The 21082-nt window shown below is 54.0% G+C and carries 14 protein-coding genes; 13 read left to right on the top strand and 1 reads right to left on the bottom strand.

Annotation, left to right across the window (positions count from 1 at the left end; translation table 11 throughout):
• Window positions 1–74 precede the first annotated feature (74 nt).
• Window positions 75–986, bottom strand: a complete 912-nt coding sequence (locus tag NYE29_RS08775; RefSeq protein WP_340895458.1) for a helix-turn-helix transcriptional regulator — start codon at window positions 984–986, stop codon at window positions 75–77.
• A 158-nt stretch (window positions 987–1144) separates the two neighbouring features.
• On the opposite strand from NYE29_RS08775, the gene NYE29_RS08770 reads away from it, so the two are divergent.
• The 13 genes from NYE29_RS08770 (at window position 1145) to NYE29_RS08710 (ending at window position 21055) form a co-directional block, all read left to right on the top strand.
• Window positions 1145–4327, top strand: a complete 3183-nt coding sequence (locus NYE29_RS08770) for an alpha-mannosidase (protein WP_340895455.1) — start codon at window positions 1145–1147, stop codon at window positions 4325–4327.
• Window positions 4328–5443 carry a glycoside hydrolase family 88/105 protein gene (locus NYE29_RS08765; RefSeq protein ID WP_340895453.1) on the top strand — a complete coding sequence of 372 codons (1116 nt, stop codon included), beginning with the start codon at window positions 4328–4330 and terminating at the stop codon, window positions 5441–5443.
• 139 nt (window positions 5444–5582) lie between these two features.
• Window positions 5583–6629 (top strand): inositol 2-dehydrogenase, encoded by a 1047-nt coding sequence (gene iolG, locus NYE29_RS08760; protein WP_340895451.1) that lies wholly within the window; start codon window positions 5583–5585, stop codon window positions 6627–6629.
• Window positions 6630–6669: 40 nt separating this feature from the next.
• The gene (gene iolB, locus NYE29_RS08755; RefSeq protein ID WP_340895449.1) at window positions 6670–7500 is read left to right on the top strand and encodes a 5-deoxy-glucuronate isomerase; all 831 of its coding nucleotides are present in this window, start codon (window positions 6670–6672) and stop codon (window positions 7498–7500) included.
• Window positions 7501–7676: 176 nt separating this feature from the next.
• Window positions 7677–8687: a LacI family DNA-binding transcriptional regulator gene (locus NYE29_RS08750; RefSeq protein ID WP_340895447.1), complete on the top strand. Its 1011-nt coding sequence runs from the start codon at window positions 7677–7679 to the stop codon at window positions 8685–8687.
• 352 nt (window positions 8688–9039) lie between these two features.
• Entirely contained in the window at window positions 9040–10050 is a 1011-nt protein-coding gene (gene iolC, locus NYE29_RS08745) for a 5-dehydro-2-deoxygluconokinase (protein ID WP_340895446.1), read from the top strand.
• A 103-nt stretch (window positions 10051–10153) separates the two neighbouring features.
• Window positions 10154–11614 carry a CoA-acylating methylmalonate-semialdehyde dehydrogenase gene (locus tag NYE29_RS08740; protein ID WP_340895445.1) on the top strand — a complete coding sequence of 487 codons (1461 nt, stop codon included), beginning with the start codon at window positions 10154–10156 and terminating at the stop codon, window positions 11612–11614.
• A 26-nt stretch (window positions 11615–11640) separates the two neighbouring features.
• A complete protein-coding gene (gene iolD, locus NYE29_RS08735) occupies window positions 11641–13611 on the top strand; it encodes a 3D-(3,5/4)-trihydroxycyclohexane-1,2-dione acylhydrolase (decyclizing) (RefSeq protein ID WP_340895443.1) in 1971 nt (656 codons plus the stop codon).
• 38 nt (window positions 13612–13649) lie between these two features.
• On the top strand, window positions 13650–14546 hold the full coding sequence (gene iolE, locus NYE29_RS08730) for a myo-inosose-2 dehydratase (RefSeq protein ID WP_340899651.1): 897 nt from the start codon (window positions 13650–13652) through the stop codon (window positions 14544–14546).
• A gap of 365 nt (window positions 14547–14911) precedes the next feature.
• Window positions 14912–17164, top strand: coding sequence for a helix-turn-helix domain-containing protein (locus NYE29_RS08725; RefSeq protein WP_340895440.1), 2253 nt, complete (start codon window positions 14912–14914; stop codon window positions 17162–17164).
• Between the two features lie 404 nt (window positions 17165–17568).
• Window positions 17569–19182, top strand: coding sequence for an extracellular solute-binding protein (locus NYE29_RS08720; RefSeq protein ID WP_340895438.1), 1614 nt, complete (start codon window positions 17569–17571; stop codon window positions 19180–19182).
• Window positions 19183–19254: 72 nt separating this feature from the next.
• Window positions 19255–20157 carry an ABC transporter permease gene (locus tag NYE29_RS08715; RefSeq protein WP_340895436.1) on the top strand — a complete coding sequence of 301 codons (903 nt, stop codon included), beginning with the start codon at window positions 19255–19257 and terminating at the stop codon, window positions 20155–20157.
• A 25-nt stretch (window positions 20158–20182) separates the two neighbouring features.
• Entirely contained in the window at window positions 20183–21055 is an 873-nt protein-coding gene (locus tag NYE29_RS08710; protein WP_340895433.1) for a carbohydrate ABC transporter permease, read from the top strand.
• The last annotated feature ends 27 nt before the right edge of the window (window positions 21056–21082 follow it).

Raw genomic sequence — 21082 nt, 5'->3', positions numbered from 1 at the left:
TCTGAATTGTCCCTACGGACAGCTCAGAAGCTTTTTTTCATTGGGTTCAGTGGCTGAAATGAGCTTCACTCATCTTAGTAGGACAACAGGGTTGAGCTTGGACTGGACGAGGCCTGATGCTTACGGAACGCGGATGGAGACATGCCGCTAAGCTTATTAAATACGCGGTTGAACTGGGAGAAGCTGTTGAATCCGCACTGCTCGGCGATGTCGGAAATCTTCTGCCGGGTGATGATCAGCAATTGCTGGGCATTGCGGACCCGGGTCATCTGGATATATTCGGTCAGTGTAAAACCGGTGACCGATTTGAACTGGTGCGATAAATAATAGGGACTGATATAGAACTCCCTGGAGATGAACTCCAGAGACAGCTCGCTATTGTAGTGACTGTGGACATACGCGGTGATTGAATATATTTTTTGCATAATAGAATTCCCGATTTCTTCTAGTACATAGTTGCTCCGCTCCCGCTGCTGGTACAAAGCGCATAAAAATTGCTGGAAAAGGCTGTGAATCAGTACAGGGTTCAGCGGCGAAGCGCTGTGCGACAAGCTGAAGATAGTGTTAAGGGGATCAAACACGGCTCTCCGCGGCTCACCCGTCAAACGGTAGATCGGCACTTCTTCCCCAAAAGGGAGAAGTATAGTTTTGTAAGCGGTTTCTAAACCGGGTATATTTTGGGGCACGGCAAAGTTAATAATCAGCCGCTTATGTGGCGGACCTGCCGGATACTGGGTCTTATGCAGCCGGTGAGGGCGAAGCAGAACGATGTCATATTGCTGAAGGGGGTGCACGTTGCCTTCGATGATATGGGTGGCTCTGGAATCGAGTAAGATATGAATCTCATAAAAATCATGGAAATGCTGAAACTCCATATTGATATTATGGGACCGCTGGTCATAATCAAAATAATAAAAAAGCGGATCAGCCGGAGTGTTGATGCGTACGCTATACCCTTGCTCATACAACAGGTCGCTTTCAAGCATATGCCCTCGCCGCCTTATTTTCTAATATGCATTTATTATATGTGCAGAAAAGCAAGATTTGCAATATAAGAGGGGAATTCCAGCAAATATAAGGTAGTTTTTGATCGGGAGGGTTTGCTATAGTGGCGATATGAAAGCGGATACAAGGGGTGGGAATGATGTTTTTAACAGAAGAAAAGCTGATCCGGCGTCAGGCGGAAATCGGAAAGTACAGATACCGCAAGGTGCTGGAGCTGAATGAACTGGAGCTCGCGGAGGATGAGGACGGGGCCAATGGTGTCTATCCGGAGGCCGTATCATTTGATGGCAAGATCAGGCTGCAGGAGCTCTGGCGCGGGCGTGACCGTTATGTCTGGCTGCGTGCCGTGGCGGTGCTGCCTCCGAGTCAAGCGGGCTTCAAGATCGCGGGAAGATTTGACTTCGGCAAGTCGGGGAGCTTCAACAACTCCGGGTTTGAATCTCTGCTATTTGTGAACGGAGAGCCTTATCAAGGCGTTGATACCAACCATAGGGAGGTTATCTTTGGCGATGCATTAGGCGGGCAGACGGTGGAGCTGGTCTTCCGGCTGTGGTCCGGTCTGGAGGGCGGAGGGCCGCCCGTAGTTCAGGAGCACCGGATTAGCGAGGCGATGCTTGGTTATCTCGATGAGACGATTGATGATCTGTTCTATATGTCGCAGGCGGCGCTGGATACCTGCCGCTATTTGGGCAGCGACCTGCCGGAAAAGCAGTGGCTGAAAAAGGCGCTGAATGATGCCTTCCGGGAAATTGACTGGTCTGAGCCCGGCTCGGAGGCGCACATGATCTCGCTGTACCGGGCAGATGCAAGCTTGAATCAAGCGGTGGATGCTATGCCCAAAACGTTTGATATGACGATTACAGCTGTTGGACATACCCATATTGATGTCGCCTGGCTGTGGCGGCTAAAGCATACGCGCGAGAAAACGGCACGTTCATTCTCTACCGTACTGCGGCTGATGGAGGAATTTCCGGAATATCAGTTCCTGCAAACGCAGCCGCAATTGTATGACTATCTGGAGCATGATTATCCTGATCTGTTTCACCGCATCTCCGGTAAGATCAAGGAAGGCCGCTGGGAAGCGGAAGGGGCAATGTGGCTGGAGGCAGATTGCAATATTCCGTCCGGCGAGTCGCTGGTCCGCCAGATTTTGACGGGCAAACGCTACCTTCGTGAACAGTTCGGCATCGAAAGCAAGTATTTATGGCTGCCTGATGTGTTCGGGTACAGCTGGGCGCTGCCGCAGATTTTGCGCAAGTCAGGCATAGACACATTCATGACGACCAAAATCAGCTGGAACCAGTTCAACCGGATGCCGCATGACACCTTCTGGTGGCGGGGGATGGACGGTTCAGAAGTTCTGACGCATTTCATCACAACCTCTGAGAAGAACGGGGATGCGTATACGTATAACGGCCGGATGACTGCCGCTTTGCTGCGGGGAATTTGGAATTCGTATCAGGATAAGGACATCAATGATCATCTGCTGTTTGCTTATGGCTGGGGCGACGGAGGCGGCGGGCCTACACGGGAGATGCTGGAGCTTAGGCGGCGGTTTGATAAGCTTCCGGGGATGCCTAAGCTTAAGATGGGCAGTGCGGGGGAGTATTTTGCCGGGCTGCATGAGCGTATCCGGGATGCTGAACCGCAGGTGCATACCTGGAACGGCGAATTATACTTCGAATGCCACCGGGGAACCTATACCTCGCAAGCCCGCAATAAAAAATACAACCGCCGCCTGGAGCTGCTGCTGCGGGATGCGGAGTGGCTGCACACGCTGGCCGGTGTGAGACGCGGCGATCTGCAAGCCGGTTATCCTGCGGCTGAACTGCGTGAGATTTGGGAGATCCTGCTGCGCAACCAGTTCCATGACATTATCCCGGGTTCATCGATTAAAGAGGTATACGAGGATAGTGACCTTGAATATGCGGAAGGGGAGGCCCGGTCGCTGGCATTAATTAACGGTGGGGGAGGAACCGGAGGTTTCACCGGCGGGCAAGAATGTTTCACACTGCTCAACAGCTCGACCTGGGATCGTCCGCGTTATATTGAATTGCCGGGAAAAGCTGCAGATACAGGCGTCATCCGGGATGCGACCGGGATGCTGCTGGAACAACAGCAGACGGCAGATGGCGGCAGTCTGGTGTATATTCCTTCCGTGCCTGCACTCGGCACGGCGGTTCTGCAATATGAACGGAGGCGCGAGGAATATGCCTATTTGGAGGGAGAGGGGCAGCTTGCCGATATTGCCGCGAACAGTCTGACCACACCGCTGGTTGAGGTGGCCTGGAACGATCAGGGGCATTTCACCTCGATGCGTGACCGCCGGAACGGCCGCGAGCTCTTGGCACAAGGACAGCGCGGCAATGTGCTTCAGGTATTCGAAGACAAGCCGCTGGATTATGAAGCCTGGGATATTGATATCTTCTACCAGGAAAAGATGACGGAAATCTCGCAGCTTACGCAGTGCGGGCTGATTGAGAACGGTCCGCTGCGGGCTGTACTGCTCATGGTCTGGACTTATCATCGCTCGACGATTACCCAGCAGATCATGTTCTACCGCGATACGGCCAGAATTGACTTCCGGACAGTCGTCGACTGGCATGGGCATAATCAATTGCTGAAAGCAGCCTTCCCGGTCGATATCCATGCCACGGAAGCTACCTATGATATTCAGTTCGGCAACGTCAAACGGCCGACGCACTGGAACACGAGCTGGGATTATGCCCGTTTCGAGACGGTAGGTCATCAGTGGGCCGATCTCAGTGAGAAAGGGTATGGTGTAGCCCTGCTCAATGACTGCAAATATGGTTATGACATCAAAGACAGCGTGCTGCGGCTGACGCTGCTGAAATCGGCCGTTCACCCCGATCCGGAGCAGGATCAGGGACGGCATACCTTCACTTACGCCCTTTATCCGCATGTTGGCGATTTTGTGGAAGGCGGGGTGGTCCAGGAGGCCTGGGAACTGAATAATCCCCTGCGTTCGGTCCCGGGACAACTGGAAGGAGAGCCGCTGTTCTTCATCGAGGGCAAACATGTGCTGATCGATGCCATAAAGCGCTCGGAAGATGGCAGCCATGTAGTGCTTCGCCTGCATGAATATGCCGGTTCACGGATTCAGGTGCGTATAGAGAGCGCCTACCCCATCGAATCCTGGCAGGAATGCAATTTGATGGAGGAGCCGCAGGAGGCGTGGCGGGAGGATGATTTGGCATTCCAGATCAAGCCTTACGAGATCAGGACGTTCAGAATAAATATGGGAACAGCGCAGGATGAGGGAACACCCCAAAATAAGGCAGGAAAAGGAGCAGTGCTATAAATGAACAACAGCCGGGTTAACAAGGCCGAAATCGTCGGAAAGCTGGACCGGGTGACGGATAAGCTGCTGAAGCTTGCGCGGCCGGACAACGAAGCAGAATTGCAGAGCTTAGGGGAGGATGCAGGCAGGCGGGGGTATTTTGCCCGTGATTTCGGAATGGAGGAATGGGACTGGCCGCAGGGCGTGGGGCTGTATGGTCTGCAGAAGCTTGAGCAGCATTTCGGGGACGACCGTTATCAGGCTTATGCCAAGCCGTGGATGAACCGGCAGCTTACGAAGGGACTGCCAAGCCGGAACATCAATACGACGGCCCCGCTGCTGTCGCTGATGGAGCTGGAGGAGGCGGAGGAACTAAGCGCTGAATGGGTGCAATGGCTGATGAATGATCTGCCCCGGACGAAGGAGCTTGGCTATCAGCATGTCACAACAGGAGCGAGCAAGAGTGAAATTACGCTCCATGACAATGAAATCTGGATTGACACGCTGTTTATGGCTATTTTGTTCACGGCAAAAATGGGGGTTAAATACGATAACTCCGAATGGCGGCAAACGTCGCTCCACCAGTTGCTGCTGCATATCAAATACTTGTATGACAAAAAGACGGGATTGTTCTTTCATGGCTGGCACTTTGGCGGCCGGCACAATTTCAGTGAAGCGTTCTGGTGCCGCGGCAATGGCTGGTTCACGCTCGGCCTGCCGGAGTATCTGGAGCTGATGCGCCCTTATCTGGACAGCGGAGTCTTCACTTACCTTCAGCAGATTCTGCATGCACAGGCAGAGGCCTTATTGGCCTGCCAGAGCGGGGACGGATTGTGGCATACGCTGCTGGACGTCCCGGACAGTTATACCGAAACATCCGGGTCGGCAGCCATCGCAGCCGGTATTCTGCATGGTGTACGCAGGGGGCTGCTGCCGGAGGCATATGCTGAACCGGCCCTGATAGCGATTCGGGCTGTGCTGGACAGAATTGACGATGAAGGTACAGTGCTAGGTGTATCAGGAGGGACACCGATCGGGGCGGCAAAAGAAGATTACAAGGGGATCATTATCGCCCCTATGGCCTACGGGCAGGCGATGGCTTTAGTCGCGCTGGGTGAAGCCTTGCATTACTGCTGAGATTTGCATCCGGCAGCTAACGGCAGTGAAATCCGCCGATATTACAGGCGGCGAAAGATTTGCTTGAGACTTCAGTGGTGCTTGGAGTATACTGTTCTCGGGATGGTTAAGCGCTTACCTCAAAGGAGGATAAGCGAACATGGTAAATCCAATCGTAGTAGGCATTATCGGGGCGGGCAGAATCGGCCGCCTGCATGCGGATAATCTGCGCGTAATGCCGTCGTTTAAGCTGAAATCAATCGCCGAGGCTGTGGTGAGCGAGGAATTGCTGGCCTGGGCGGAGAGCCGGAGCCTTGGCTCCGTATTTGTAAATGGGGAAGCTATTCTGAATGACCCTGAGATCGAGGCGGTGTTTATTTGCACACCGACGGATACCCACGCAAGCTGGATTGAGCAGGCAGCCCGCGCCGGGAAGCATATTTTCTGTGAGAAGCCGATCAGCCTGTCGTCGGCGCAGACCAGCCGGGCACTGCAAATTGCAGAGGAAGAAGGCGTTCTGCTTCAGGTCGGCTTCAACCGCCGTATGGACCCCAGCTTCCGCAAGCTCAAGCAGCTGGTCCAGTCAGGAGAACTGGGCATTCCGCATATTGTGAAGATCACCTCGCGTGATCCGCAGCCTCCCGGCGAGGCTTATGTGCGTTCGTCCGGCGGAATGTTTATGGATATGACAATTCACGACTTTGATATGGCCCGCTACCTGATGGGCGAGGAAGTAGCCGAAGTGTATACCCGGGGGGCCAATCTGGTCGATCCGATGTTCGGGCGCTGCGGAGATGTAGACACGGCTGTCATCACCTTGACCTTTGCCAGTGGCGCGATCTGCGTCGTAGATAACAGCCGGAAGGCTGTCTATGGCTATGATCAGCGGGTGGAGGTGTTTGGTTCGCAGGGCTCGGCCACCGCCGACAACTGCCGCCCGACCACAGTGGAGGTATCCACTGCGGCTTCGGTCACCCGCGATCAGCCGCAGCATTTCTTCCTGGAGCGGTACAACCAGGCCTTCATCGATGAGGTTGCCGCATTTGCACAGGCGATCACCCTGCAGGAGCCGCTCATCTGCTGCGGTCTGGACGGGCAGCAGGCTGAGCGGATTGCCGAGGCCGCCATGGAATCGCACCGGACCGGGCTTCCGGTCAAGCTGTCTGCGTGTGCCGGAGAGGGAATATCGGTGATACAGGCTTTGTAAGCGCATGCATATTTTTAAAAGAGAGAGGAGGACGGTGAGGATGTCCGAACTAATCATTAAGGCCGGAGCACCCGGCAAGGATGGGCTGGTGGCGGCAGTGAGCAAAGAAAGCGCCGGATGGAAATACGTAGGGTTTGAAGTGTTTCAGCTGCAGGCTGGAGATACGCTGAACCGCAGCGCGGAAGGGAACGAAATCTGCCTGGTGCTGCTGGCGGGCAAGGCGGATGTAAGGGTAGACGGCCAGTTGTTCGCCGGTATCGGCGGGCGTATGTCTGTGTTTGAGGATTTGCCGCCGTATGCGGTGTATGTTCCGGCAGGAGGGCATTATGAAGTTACAGCCTTGACGGAGCTGGAGCTGGCCGCTTGTCTTGCGCCGGGGACGGGCAAATATGCGCCGCGGCTGATCGCCCCGTCCGATACTGTGGCCGAGGACCGCGGCTATGGGAGTATGTCGCGCCGGGTAGTCAACATCCTGCCTGAGCAGAGCGAGGCCGAGAGCCTGCTGGTCGTCGAGGTGCGCACGGGCGGAGGCAACTGGTCCAGCTATCCCCCGCACAGACATGACCGGGATAATCTGCCGGCGGAGTCCTACCTGGAGGAGACCTACTATCACCGGGTGAATCCCGCCCATGGCTTTGTAATGCAGCGTGTGTACAACGACGACCGCAGCCTTGATGAGACCATGGCCGTGCCCGACCGCAGCATCGTGCTGGTTCCGGAGGGCTATCACCCGGTATCCGCACCGCCGGGCTATGATTCTTATTATCTCAACGTAATGGCGGGTCCGGTCCGCACATGGGTTTTTCACAACGATCCGGAGCATGAATGGCTGTTCGGGAAGCAGCAGCAAAAACCGGACGAGAGAGAATAAAAGGCAGGCACAAGAGGAGGCTTCCGCATGGCGGAGGCCTCCTCTTGTGCGGTTATCCTGGCTTTAAACTCAGCTGCTGCCCTCAAGTCTCCGGCACTGCTGAATAGACACTGTCAGCCTAGTTCCCTATAATCGAGGTATAAGATGGCATGAACGTAAAGGCGGGCTAACTAACGATGAAACCTACGATATATGATGTGGCACGGGAAGCGGGAGTCTCAATCGCTACGGTGTCCAAGGTATTGAACAAGAGCGGGCGGATCAGCGATAAGACACGGGAGAAGGTCCACCGGATCATGGAGGAGCTGAATTACCAGCCGAGCCTGGTGGCCTCTGCGCTGACGAGCCGCCGGACGGGAACGATCGGGCTGATGATTCCCGATATCGCCAATCCCTTTTTTGCCGAGACAGCCCGCGGCATTGAGGATTATGCCCAGGAACAGGGGAGCGACTTAATTGTGTGCAGTACGGACCGCAGCGATGAGAAGGCGGCCAGATATATCTCACTGCTCCTGCGCAAACGGGTGGATGGCCTGATCATCGCTTCTCATCCCGGAAATCCCGATCTGATCCGCCGTCTGCTGGCCGATCATGTGCCATTCGTGCTGTTCTCGGCCGATATCCGGATGATGGAGAGCAACAGTGTCACGGTGGATGACTATAAGGGAGGCTATCAGGCGACGGAATATTTGCTGTCCCTGGGACATCGCAGGCTGGGCATCATCTCCGACAATTTGCCGGGGAGCAAGCTGCGCGCGGAAGGCTTCCTTGATGCGTTGAAGGCGGCAGGTATTCCCTTCGACAATCCGGCCAATATGACACATACTTCGGCCACACTGGAGAATGGCCGCAAAGCGGCAGCAGCGATGCTGGACCAGGCGGCAGAGCACCGGCCGACAGCGATATTTGCCTGCAACGATCTGCTGGCGATCGGGGTATTGAAGGAGGCACGCGGCGCAGGCTTGTCCATTCCCCGCGATCTGTCTGTAGTGGGCTTTGACAATACAATGCTGGCTGAGATTTGTCATCCCTCCTTGACCAGCATCGCCCAGCCCCTGCGCGAGATGACGGAGCAGGCCATGATTCTGCTGAACGAATCCATCGGCAATCCGGAGAGTCCCAAGCGCAAGATCATGCTGATGCCGGAACTCGTTGTCCGTCATTCCACGGGTCCGGCCCCGCATTAAGTAGAAATAGAAACTGCAACCGGAGTAAAGCCCAATCCTATTTGAAGACCTGTCCCCCTGCTTTGCGGCGGAGGAGAGGTCTTTTTTTGTATGTTTTCGGGGTTCCCACTTTGTTTTTTTCGCTTCTTTAGCGGCCCATAGGCTTGGAGTATGGTATCGCTTTCAAATTCAGGATTGCCAAACCGGAGCTTCTAAACTATACTAAAGGAGAAAATTAGGTTAAGCGCTTACCCTCCCCTGATGATTATGTTTGTTTTTAATGATTTTTAATTGATCCCTGTTCGTCCCATCCATTTTACTCCATCTTTCTTATTCATTCTTTTCTCTGAAGTTTTTTCAAGGAGGCGTCACTATGAACGGTTTACAGTTTGATCCCGCACGGCTGCTGGATTTAATCGCCGTCGGCCGGCTCTGTATTGATTTGAACGCCAATGAAACCGGAAGACCTATGGAAGAGACAATGACCTTTACCAAATATGTCGGAGGCTCTCCTGCTAATATCGTGATCGGTACGGCGCGGTTAGGGATGCGCACCGGTTTCATCGGCAAAATTGCCGATGACCAAATGGGCCGTTTCATCCGGACCTATCTGCAGAACAATGGCATTGACGACAGCCAGGTGACGGTTGACCGGACCGGTGCGGTGACAGGGCTTGCTTTTACAGAAATCAAAAGCCCCCAGGAATGCAGCATTCTTATGTACCGGGACCATGCAGCGGATTTGCTGCTGAACACAGAGGAGATTTCGGAAGAATATATCGGGAAGTCCAAAGCGCTGTTGATCTCAGGCACCGCACTGGCGCAGAGCCCCTCCCGTGAGGCGGTGTTTCTGGCGCTGGAATTTGCCCGCAAGCATAACGTCACCGTATTTTTTGATCTGGATTACCGCCCTTACACCTGGAAATCGGCGGCAGAAACGGCTGTCTACTATAATCTGGCCGCAGAGAAATGCGACTGCATCATCGGTACCCGCGAGGAATTCAATATGATGGAGAGCTTGTACAATGTGACAGGCGCAGACGATGAGGCAACGGCCAGCCGCTGGTTCTCGCATCAAGCGAAGCTGGTCGTCATCAAACATGGCGGGAGCGGCTCCATCTCCTACACAGCAGACGGGCAGACGCACCGGAGCGGCATTTTTCCTGCCAAGGTGCTGAAGACGTTCGGAGCCGGAGATTCTTATGCCTCGGCCTTCATCCACAGTCTGATGCGCGGCGAAAGCGTCAGCGAGGCCATGCGCCGCGGCAGCGCCTCAGCCTCGATCGTCATCTCACGGCATAGCTGCTCAGACGCGATGCCAACCTTGGATGAATTGGAAGCGTTCTTATTATCTAACGAGGAAATCACTGCAGGTGCAGAGTAAGCAGAACAGCAGAAGCTTGAGAACACAAACTAAACTCAGACCGCACAGCTATGCAGCAATACATTAGCAGGAACACATCACTAGAGACGAAGGAGTGGGCAGGATGGCACAGCAAAGCGTGCAAGTGCTGAACAACTATATTGACGGGCAATGGGTAGAGGCAGATACGAAGCTGACGGAGCCGGTGTATAATCCGGCCACTGGTGAGGAGCTGGCCAGAGTTCCGCTTTCCGGCAGAGCCGATGTTGACCGGGCTGTGGCAGCGGCAAAAGCGGCTTTTGCAGACTGGTCCAAAACGCCGGTGCCGCGTAGAGCGCGGATCTTATTCAAATATCAGCAGCTTTTGGTGGAGAATTGGGATGAACTGGCTAAGACCATTACGCTGGAGAATGGAAAAAGCTTCAAAGAGGCCTACGGCGAGGTGCAGCGCGGTATCGAGTGTGTGGAGTTTGCGGCTGGTGCGCCAACGCTGATGATGGGCCGGCAGCTGCCGGATATCGCGACAGGCATCGAGTCCGGCATGTACCGCTATCCTATCGGTGTGGTCGGCGGCATCACTCCGTTTAATTTTCCGATGATGGTGCCCTGCTGGATGTTCCCGCTGGCCATTGCCTGTGGGAACACCTTTGTGCTGAAGCCCTCCGAACGCACGCCGCTGCTGGCGGCGCGTCTGGCCGAACTGCTGGAGGAAGCCGGACTGCCGAAGGGCGTACTCAATGTGGTAAACGGTGCACATGAGGTGGTGAACGGCCTGCTGGAGCATCCCGATGTCAAGGCGATTTCCTTTGTCGGCTCACAGCCGGTGGCCGAGTATGTCTACAAAAAGGGAACAGCGCATTTGAAGCGGGTTCAGGCACTGGCTGGGGCGAAGAATCATTCTATCGTGCTGGCAGACGCGAACCTCGAAGCTTCCGCAACGCAAATTGTTAACGCAGCTTTCGGCTCTGCCGGGGAGCGCTGTATGGCTTGCTCTGTGGTAACGGTGCAGGAAGAGGCCGCTGATGAGCTGATTTCGATCCTGCTGCGCGAATGCGACCGGATGACCATTGGTAATGGACTGGACGAAGATACGTTTCTTGGACCGGTCATCCGCCAAAGTCATAAGGACAAAACGGCCGTCTATATTGAACAGGGAATGGCTGAGGGGGCGAATTTGCTCAGGGACGGCCGGGAAGACGCTGCTGTGCAAGGACCGGGTTATTTTATCGGCCCGACGGTGTTTGACGGGGTGACCAGGGCCATGAAAATCTGGCAGGAGGAAATCTTCGCGCCTGTCCTGTCGGTAATCCGGGTCAAGGATGTGGAAGAGGCGGTTGAAATCGCCAATGCCTCGCGTTTTGCCAATGGGGCCTGTATTTTTACGAATGACGGCGGGAAAGTGCGTTATTTCCGCGAGCATATCGAGTCAGGCATGCTTGGTGTCAATGTCGGGGTGCCGGCACCGATGGCCTTTTTCCCTTTCTCTGGCTGGAAGGATTCCTTCTACGGTGATCTCCATGCGAACGGAAGCGACGGGGTTGAATTTTACACACGCAAGAAAGTCGTCACTGCCCGCTGGCAGTAACAAAAGGGCGAAAGGAGGAAATTCATGTGACACGAATCAGATTAACGACGGCGCAGGCGCTGGTGAAATTTTTGGATCAGCAATATGTGGATTTTGGCGGCGGGCCGGAGCGGTTCGTACACGGCATATTCACAGTTTTCGGCCACGGCAATGTACTCGGCTTGGGGCAGGCGCTGCAGGAATCACCGGGTGAACTGACGGTCTACCAGGGAAGGAACGAGCAGGGAATGGTCCATGCGGCGACCGCATTCGCCAAGCAGAGCCGCAGGCGGCGGATTATGGCTTGTACCGCTTCCGTTGGGCCGGGTTCGGCCAATATGCTGACGGCTGCCGCGACGGCGACGGCGAATCAGATTCCCGTCCTGCTGCTGCCCGGCGACACCTTTTCCACCCGTCAACCCGATCCGGTGCTGCAGCAGATGGAGCATACCTACAATCTGTCGATCACAGTCAATGATGCCTTCAAGGCGGTGAGCAAATATTGGGACCGGATTTACCGGCCGGAGCAGCTGATGACAGCACTGCTGAACGCCATGCGGGTGCTGACCGATCAAGCCGACACCGGGGCGGTTACGATCGCACTGCCGCAGGATGTACAAGGAGAAGCCTGGGACTATCCGCTTGATTTCTTCCGCAAGCGTATCCACAGGATCGCCCCCCGTCTTGCCCGCCCGGATGAAATCGAAGCGGCAGCCGAGCTTATTGCCGGTAAACAGCGGCCTTTGCTGGTCTGCGGAGGCGGAGTCCGGTATGGGGATGCCGGAGCAGACTTGCGCGCTTTCGCGGAGAAATTTGCCATCCCGTTCGGTGAGACGCAAGCCGGAAAAAGTGCGGTGGCAAGCGACTGCGCCTACAATCTCGGCGGCATAGGCGTTACCGGCAATGGCTGCGCCAATACGCTGGCTCAAGCTGCGGATCTGGTGATCGGTGTCGGCACCCGGTTCACGGATTTCACCACAGGCTCGAAGAGCCTGTTCGCTCATCCTGAGGTGGAGTTTCTGACGATCAACGCCTCTTCCTATCATGCCGCCAAGCTGGATGCGCTTGCCGTAGTCTGCGATGCTGCCGAAGGTTTGAAAGCATTATCTGTAGCGTTGGAGAAACGCGGTTACCACTCTGCCTATACGGACGAGATCATAGAGGCAAAGAGGGCATGGGCAGAGGAGCGAAAGCGTCTGGCTGGCGTGGAGTATTCCGTGAAGGAGGGAGCTGTGAAAGAGGAGTCGGACCGCCCGGCAGGTTTTTTTGTGCCGGAAATTGCCGGACATCTGGATGAGAAGCTCCCCGAGTATGCGGCAAAGCTGAATACTTCGCTGACGCAAACACAGGTACTTGGGATACTCAATGAATATCTCCCGGAAGACGCTATTGTCGTCGGAGCGGCAGGCAGCCTGCCGGGCGACATGCAGCGGATGTGGAATTCTGCGGTGGCTGATACTTACCATATGGAATACGGCTTTTCGTGCATGGGATATGAAATTTCCGGGGCGCTTGGCGTGAAATTGGCTGAACCTGAGCGGGAGGTATACGCCCTGGTCGGCGACGGCAGCTATCAGATGCTGCATTCGGAACTGGTAACCAGCCTTCAGGAGAATAAGAAGATCAATGTCATCCTGCTCGACAATGCGGGGTTTGGCTGTATCAACAATCTGCAGATGGAACAAGGATTGGACAGCATGGCGACTGAATTCCGCCACCGCGGCCCGGACGGCCAGCTGAGTGGCGAACTGATGCACATCGACTATGCGGCCAGCGCCGCGGGCTATGGGGTCAAGACCTTTCGTGCCGTGACGGCCGGGCAGCTGCGCAGCGCTTTGGACGCAGCCCGGGGGCAGGAGCGCTCCACGCTGATCGACATCAAAGTACTGCCCAAGACAATGACACATGGCTATGGAGCCTGGTGGCATGTTGGTGTACCGGAAGTGTCCGGCAGCGAAGCCGTGCAGGCCGCTTACGGGCAAAAGCTCGGACAGCTGGATAAGGCGCGCAGCTATTGACAGAGCTATTAGTGAAAATGGAAGGGGTAGAATCGATGATGTTCAAAGAACATGCGGTCCGGCTTGCGATTGCTCCCATCGCCTGGACCAATGACGATATGCCTGAACTGGGACGGGACAATACCTTTGAGCAGTGCATCAGCGAGATGGCGCTTGCCGGATATCAGGGAAGCGAGGTGGGCAATAAGTATCCGCGCTCTCCGGACCGGCTGCACCGGGCGCTGGAGCTTCGCGGACTTCAGATTGCCAGCGCCTGGTTCAGTGCGTACCTGACTGTGCGCCCTTATGAGGAGACCGCAGAATCCTTTTGCGCGCACCGTGATTTTCTGCATGAGATGGGAGCCAAAGTGATTGTCGTTTCCGAGCAGGGGCGGAGCATTCAAGGGCAAATGGAAACGCCGCTGTTCGCTGGCAAGCCTGTGTTCACGGAAGCGGAGTGGGCGGCACTCGCGGAAGGCCTGGGCGGGCTGGGCCGACTGGCCGCAGACAAGGATATGACACTTGTATATCACCATCACATGGGGACGGGGGTGCAGACGGGGGCCGAGATTGCCCGGCTGATGGAACTCACGGAACCCAGTGAGGTCTCCCTGCTGTTCGATACCGGCCATCTGGCCTTTGCCGGCGAGAATCCCTTGGAGGTGCTGCGTGCCCATCTGCCGCGGATTAAACATGTGCACTTGAAGGATATCCGCCCGGAAATTACCCGGCGTGTCCTGCGGGAGCGGCTCAGTTTCCTGCAGGCTGTGAAGGCGGGAGCGTTCACTGTCCCCGGCGACGGGTGCATCGCGTTTGCTGAGATCTTTGCCGAATTGGCGGCGTCCTCCTATACGGGATGGTTTGTGGTGGAGGCGGAGCAGGACCCGGCGCTTGCTGATCCTCTGGAATATGCGATGAAGGCGCGCCGCTACATTAGAGAAATCAGCGGTTTGTAAGCCGCTTGGACAGCAGCAAGCCTATGTTCGGCAGCTGCCCAGGCGGATGTGTATGCGGGGTTGCGCAGCTGCGGCTGTGCGCACCCCGCCTTTTTCATTCCATAGGAGAGTTTGTACTTCTGTCGGTGCGTTGGCACACGGTAAGCTTGATTTGTGGAAGGTCATGATGCAGAGAGTATGGGAGAAAAGGCTTTGACTAATCCATTATTTGCCTTGTTGGCCGGGCCCTGGGCGCATGTGCTATAATGGCAGCAATTCGGGCGGATACTCCGTCTATGAAAGCGCACCCAAGTGTTCGGAGCTGCGTGCGCACGAGCGGCCGAACTGCGTTCTGGTATCCTAACGGTTGTGGAGGGGGTTGTCTATTGTTCCGTACCTGGTATCGCCGATTGCTGCTATCCTATTTTCCTATCTTTTTGCTTACCGTGACGATCCTGATTTTTGCCTCGTTTGTGTTTATCAATGACATTTCCCGGATGGAAACCAAGAAAGCGGACCGTATCTCTGCCAGCTATCTCATGGATAATGTGGACCGGAGTATCAAAGAGGTCCAAATGTCGGTACTGGAGGCTGTCGAACGCAGTGATGCTTACAAGCGTTATTTTAATAATCAAGGCCAGGCGGACACGGGGGCAATCTATGCTGTTGCCCAGAGCCTCCGCAACCTGACACACGAATCTGCCTACATTCAATCGATCTATCTATACGACAAGATAAATGAAAGCGTTTTAACAGAAACCGGTTTAAAGGAGCTTTCCGGATTTATAGACGAAGACTGGATCAGACGTATAACCTCCGGCGCGTTGCCGGAAGGCTGGCAGCCCGTCAGGGAATATAAGGTTGAGTTCGTTCAGCGTACGCCAATACGTGTGCTTACTATCAATAAAGCGATGCCTCTTCCCTTCGGCTCGGAGGGGGTGCTGGTCATCAATATCAAAATGAGCGGGATTGAGCAGCTTGTCGACAGCATGGTCAACGAACAGCTCTCCTTCCTGACCATTTTTGGCAGCGATGGACAGCCCGTGTACCAGGCTCATTCGGACAGCGAAGGTGCCGCTAGCGGCAAGCTCTTGAACACGCTCTATCTGGAGAGGCTCGGCTGGACGTTCTCCAGCGGAATCAAGGCAGGAAACCTGTTCAGCTGGGTTTCTGTGATTTCCTATCTCTGGGTGGCGATTGCCGTTGGAACGGTGGTATGTGCGATTTTGTACCTGGTCTATGTTACCCGGCGCAATTATAAACCGATTCAGGTGATTATGAACCGGATTGAAGGCCATCAGATCCGGAGGATGGACCAATCGACCGACAGGCCTGACGAAATGATGCTCATTGACGGGGTGCTGGAGGATCTGATCAACAACATGACGGATTATGATAAAAAAAGCAGGGAGAATCTGCTGCTGCAGCGCAGCAAGCTGTTCACCGATCTGCTGAACAGCGAGCGGCTGGACAATGTCATTCAGCGGATGGAGGAGCTGTCGCCGCTCACCGGCGCCCACTCCTCATCGCGCTTTACGGTTGTGCTCAGCGAAATTAACCGCTATGAGCAGGTATTTGAGGACCGCTATACAAGGGGGGACCAGAACACGCTCAAGTTTGCCCTGATGAATGTTTTTCAGGAATTGGCGCGAAGTGCGGAGCTTCAAGGCTGGGCGGAGTGGATCGGAACGCAGCGGGCAGCGATTCTTTTCCTGGCTACCGGAAGCGATGAAGAGATGACCGGGAAAATCCGCATATTCGCCGAGGATTGCCGCTCCTGGGTAGAACAGAATTTGCGTATCTTACTCAGCTTTGGCATCGGACCGGCTGCAGCCGGTCCCGGCTCGATTCGGGAGTCTTATGCAGCGGCTGAATATGTAATGCAGCACAAGCTGCTGATGCACGAAGACATCGCTTTGGCGGAATGCGGGGAAGCCCGCCAGCCGCTGCTTGAAACGTATAAATATCTGCAGATGATTGCCGAATTTGTCAAGCAGTTCCGGATGTCGAGCGGCCAATGGCGGGAGCAGCTGGAGCGGATTTTTGAAGCGTTTGAACAGGATTTTCTGCAGGACGACGATATCCGCTCGCTAATTCAGGCTATGCTCCAGATGCTGAGCCGGGAAGTGGCCGTGATGTCGGAGCAGCTGCAGGACGAGCTGTCGGCAGAGAATACTTCGATACGCTTGAAGGGGCTGGAAGAGGCCGAATCTATTGATGAAGTGAAGAGCATTCTGTTTGAATATTTGACCGATTTGTTCCGCACCTATGTCTCTGTCAGCGAGACCAAAAGCTACCGGGCTATGGTCAACGAGATGAAGAATTATATTGAAGAGAACTTTGCCAATCCCGATCTTTCGCTGAAGCATTTAAGCGACCGGTTTCAGGTATCCGGCAAATATGCCAGCTATCTGTTCAAAACGGAATTTAAAATGAAATTTGTTGATTTCGTTACGGAGCTGCGGATGAAGGAAGCTGAACAGCTGCTGCTGGAGACGGAATATTCGCTGCAGGATATCGCGCTCCAGGTGGGCTACGCGAATGCTATTACATTCGGAAGGGTATTTAAGCGGGTTGCCGGAATCACGCCGGGCGATTACCGCTCTTTGAAGCGCGGCCGCGGAGCTTCCAGAACTTGAGGCCAGATGTTTTTGTTCAAGGCGCGTCCAGAGACAGGCGCTGCTTGTCGGTACAGAAGGTGAAACGTTGAATTCATTCTTGGTAGTTGGGCCGCATTCCTGCTCGCAAACCTCCGTCAGGAGCATGCAAACACGGATGCGGTCTTTATTTTTAGACTTTTGAAAGCGGTTTATCATACGAAAATGGTTGGTCCGATAAACCGGAAGTCCGAATTTGCGGCAAGGGGAATATCCGAAACAGGTTTATTGTCAGAGCGCCGAAAGTTATGGAATACTGGGGGCATCCCGGAACAACAAGCGGCCAAGCAGCACCTCAGATGGATTCCGCTTAGGGACGGATAGGTTGAAGGCTCGGGGATCATAAAGTCACCATTAAAGCCTGCAAAGGCGAAGGAGATGGAACAATGACAGTGAACGTAAACCAAAGAGTTCTGAAGAAAGCAATCGGCATCGGATTGACTGCGGTAATGGGGGTAACTCTGCTGGCCGGATGCTCCTCCGACTCTAAAAACAACACGGCAAACGGGGGAGCGAAAGCAGAAGGGGACAGCGCCAAGCGGGTCACCCTCAAGGTGGAGGTATTTGACCGCGGCAACAGCCCGGCACCGCATACGATCACCAACAACTATTTAACTAAGCTGGTGCAGGAAAAGTTCGGTGATCCGAATAACATTGATGTCGAATTTGTACCGGTTCAGCGCTCTGAGGAAGTTACGAAGCTGAATGTGTTGATGGCGAGCAATACCGATGTGCCCGATATCGTGTTTACGTATGATTCCAGTGTATTTTACCGCTACGCCCAGCAGGGCGGTCTGACGGATGTCGGAGCGCTGCTCGATGAACATGGTCCGAACCTGAAGAAGTTTATTGGTGAGGATACGCTGGCATTCGGCCAGCTTGAAGGACAGCAATACGCAATCCCGGGCAAACGGGCGATCACGGGCCGCTACAGCTCCTACATCCGCCAGGATTGGCTCGATAAACTGGGCTTGCCTGTGCCAAAGACGACCGATGAGCTGTACACTACTTTGAAAGCGTTTAAAGAGAAGGACCCGGGCGGTCTCGGCAGCAAAAACATCCCTATGGGCATGGCGCTGGCTCCGGCCCAGTTTGAAACGCTGATCTATTCCTTCATGAAGCCGGTCAACGGCGATCTTACCTACAGTCAACGTTATGAGCTGCCGCTTCACGACGGCTTCAAGGATGCTTTGCAATTTCTGAATAAGCTTTACAACGAAGGACTGGTCAGCAAGGACTTCAGTCTGGACGAGAATAAAACCCAGCTCGCCAAAGACATCCAGAACGGCAATATAGGCTACTGGTCGGAAGATGTGGATGTCTTGTTCTACGCCGATGGTACCCTGGATAATCTCTACAAAAATGTGGAAGGCAGCAAGGTGCTTCCCGTAGATGTGTTAACCAACGCCAACGTTGACAACAAGCATATTAAATCCCGCTATGCCTCCAATGGTATGTATATCATGATTCCGAAGAGCAGCGAGCGTGCTGTGGAAGCGGTTAAATACCTGGATTGGATGACCTCCGGCAATAATCTGATTGATATGTACAGCGGCGTTGAGGGAGAGAACTATGATCTGGTCGATGGCATTCCTGTTGTCAAAGCCGATGCCTCTCAGGAGTTTGTTGACCGCATCTACAACGCCGGTGACATGGCCATTATCTCCAACGGCAAAAACATCGGCGACCAGGCCACTAACGAAAAAGCATGGGTAAGCGGCTTCCCGGAACGCAACCAAGACATGCTGAAGCAATCGATTGCGATTGCCAACAGCGACACGGTCGGCCCGATCGTCTTCGGCAAACCGATTGAAGCGGAATCCCAATACGGCACTACACTCAATGACAAACTAGCCGTGATTATTGTAAAGACGGCAATGGCTAAGCCGGAGCAATTTGAATCGATTTACGAGCAGGAAATGAAGGATTACATGTCCCTGGGCGGAGATAAGCTGAAGCAAGAGCTGGAGCAGGGCCTTAAGGAGCTTTCGGCTAAATAAACAAATAAAGTGAAAACCGGGGGGAGGTGGGATATCGCTCCACCCGGTTTTTCTCCATAGGAGGAAACCGACTTGAGCAAAGCGACATACTTTAGACGGTATTGGCAACTTTACGCGCTGCTTTCGCTGCCTATTATTTATTTCGTGATTTTCCGTTACGGCCCCATGTATGGTGTGCAAATTGCTTTTAAGGATTTCAATCTGTTCCAGGGAATCGGCGGCAGTGAGTGGATCGGCTTCGACGCCTTCCGCGAGGTCTTTGGAATGAGAGAATTCTACAGTACCCTGCGCAATACGTTTATGCTGAATTTTCTGGATTTGCTGGTCTCTTTCCCGGCTCCGATCATCCTGGCGATTATGCTGTATGAAATCCGGTCGGTATGGTTTAAAAAAATATCGCAGACCATCCTCTACATCCCCCATTTTATTTCCTGGGTGATCATCGGGGGGATCGTCTATCAATTGTTCGGCAACCAGTCCGGTATGATAAACGGTGTGCTGGAGAGTCTGGGTCTCAACCCCATTCCGTTTCTGACGGAAAAAAATCCGTGGCTGATTACTTATCTGTTCACAGGCGTCTGGCAAAGTGCCGGTTGGGGAACCATCCTTTATCTGGCTGCATTAACCGGTGTCAACAGGGAGCTGTTTGAAGCTGCGGAAGTGGATGGAGCGACAAGGCTGAAGAAAATCCGCTATATTACGCTTCCCAGCATTAAACCAACCATCGTGACTCTACTGATCCTTAATCTCGGAAAAATGGTCAGCATCGGCTTTGACCGTCCTTACATTATCGGGAATACAGCTGTGCGTGAATATTCCGATGTACTCAGTACCTTTGTGTACCGGATCGGTCTGGAATCCGGCCAATATACGCTGGCTACTGTTGTCGGATTGTTCCAGGCGGTGGTGGGGCTGGTCTTCATTCTCGGGTCCAACTATATTTCGAAAAAAGTGACCGGCGACGGCATTCTATGATAAAGAAGGAAGGAGACGGAGTGCTATGAGTGAACGTACCTCAAACCGGATATTTGATATCGTCAATATTACGTGTGTTATCTTGTTCGTTCTGTTCTGTCTGGCTCCATTTTTGCACGTAATTGCTGTGTCGCTCAGTTCCAACCGGGCAATCACTTCCGGTGAAGTGACGATTTTCCCCATTGAAGTGAACTGGAATGCGTACATCAAAGTATTTTCTGACAATGCGATGATCCGCTCGCTCGTTTTCACGATTATTCTGACGGTTGCCACCACGGTGCTGTGCATGCTCTTCACTATCGCAGCAGCCTATCCGCTGACCAAAAGCAAACTGAAGGGCCGTAAGTTTTTTATGTATGTTATCATCATCACCATGTTTTTCAGCGGCGGCATCATTCCTGAATATTTGCTGATCCGCGATCTGCATATGCTCAATTCGGTCTGGGCGCTTATTCTGCCTGGCCTGGTCAGTCCCTTTAACCTGATCATTCTGATTTCTTTCTTCAATAACATTCCCCCCAGCCTGGAGGAATCGGCCGAAATTGACGGCAGCTCCCATTTTCGCACACTGATGAGCATTGTCCTGCCGCTGTCCATGCCGGTTATGGCCACGTTGTCCCTCTTCTATGCGGTGGGAAGGTGGAACGGTTTCCAGGATTCATTGATGTATATCAACAATCCGGATCTTTATCCGCTCCAGCTCAAGCTGTTCCAGATGGTGCAGAACAATATGGTTTCTGAACTGACCCAGATGGAGGGTGCCAACCGGACTGCGCTGACACCGGAGAGCCTCAAGGCGGCCACAGTCATCTTTGCTACAGTGCCGATCCTTGCCGTATATCCGTGGCTGCAGAAATATTTTGTCAGCGGAGTTATGCTTGGTGCCGTCAAGGGCTGAGCCGGAAGGGGTAAAGAAAGGAGAACA

Origin of the sequence: Paenibacillus sp. FSL M7-1046 (assembly GCF_038007405.1) — a bacterium.
In the GTDB taxonomy this organism is placed as follows: domain Bacteria; phylum Bacillota; class Bacilli; order Paenibacillales; family Paenibacillaceae; genus Paenibacillus_AQ.
This window is presented reverse-complemented; position numbering and strand designations above follow the sequence as displayed.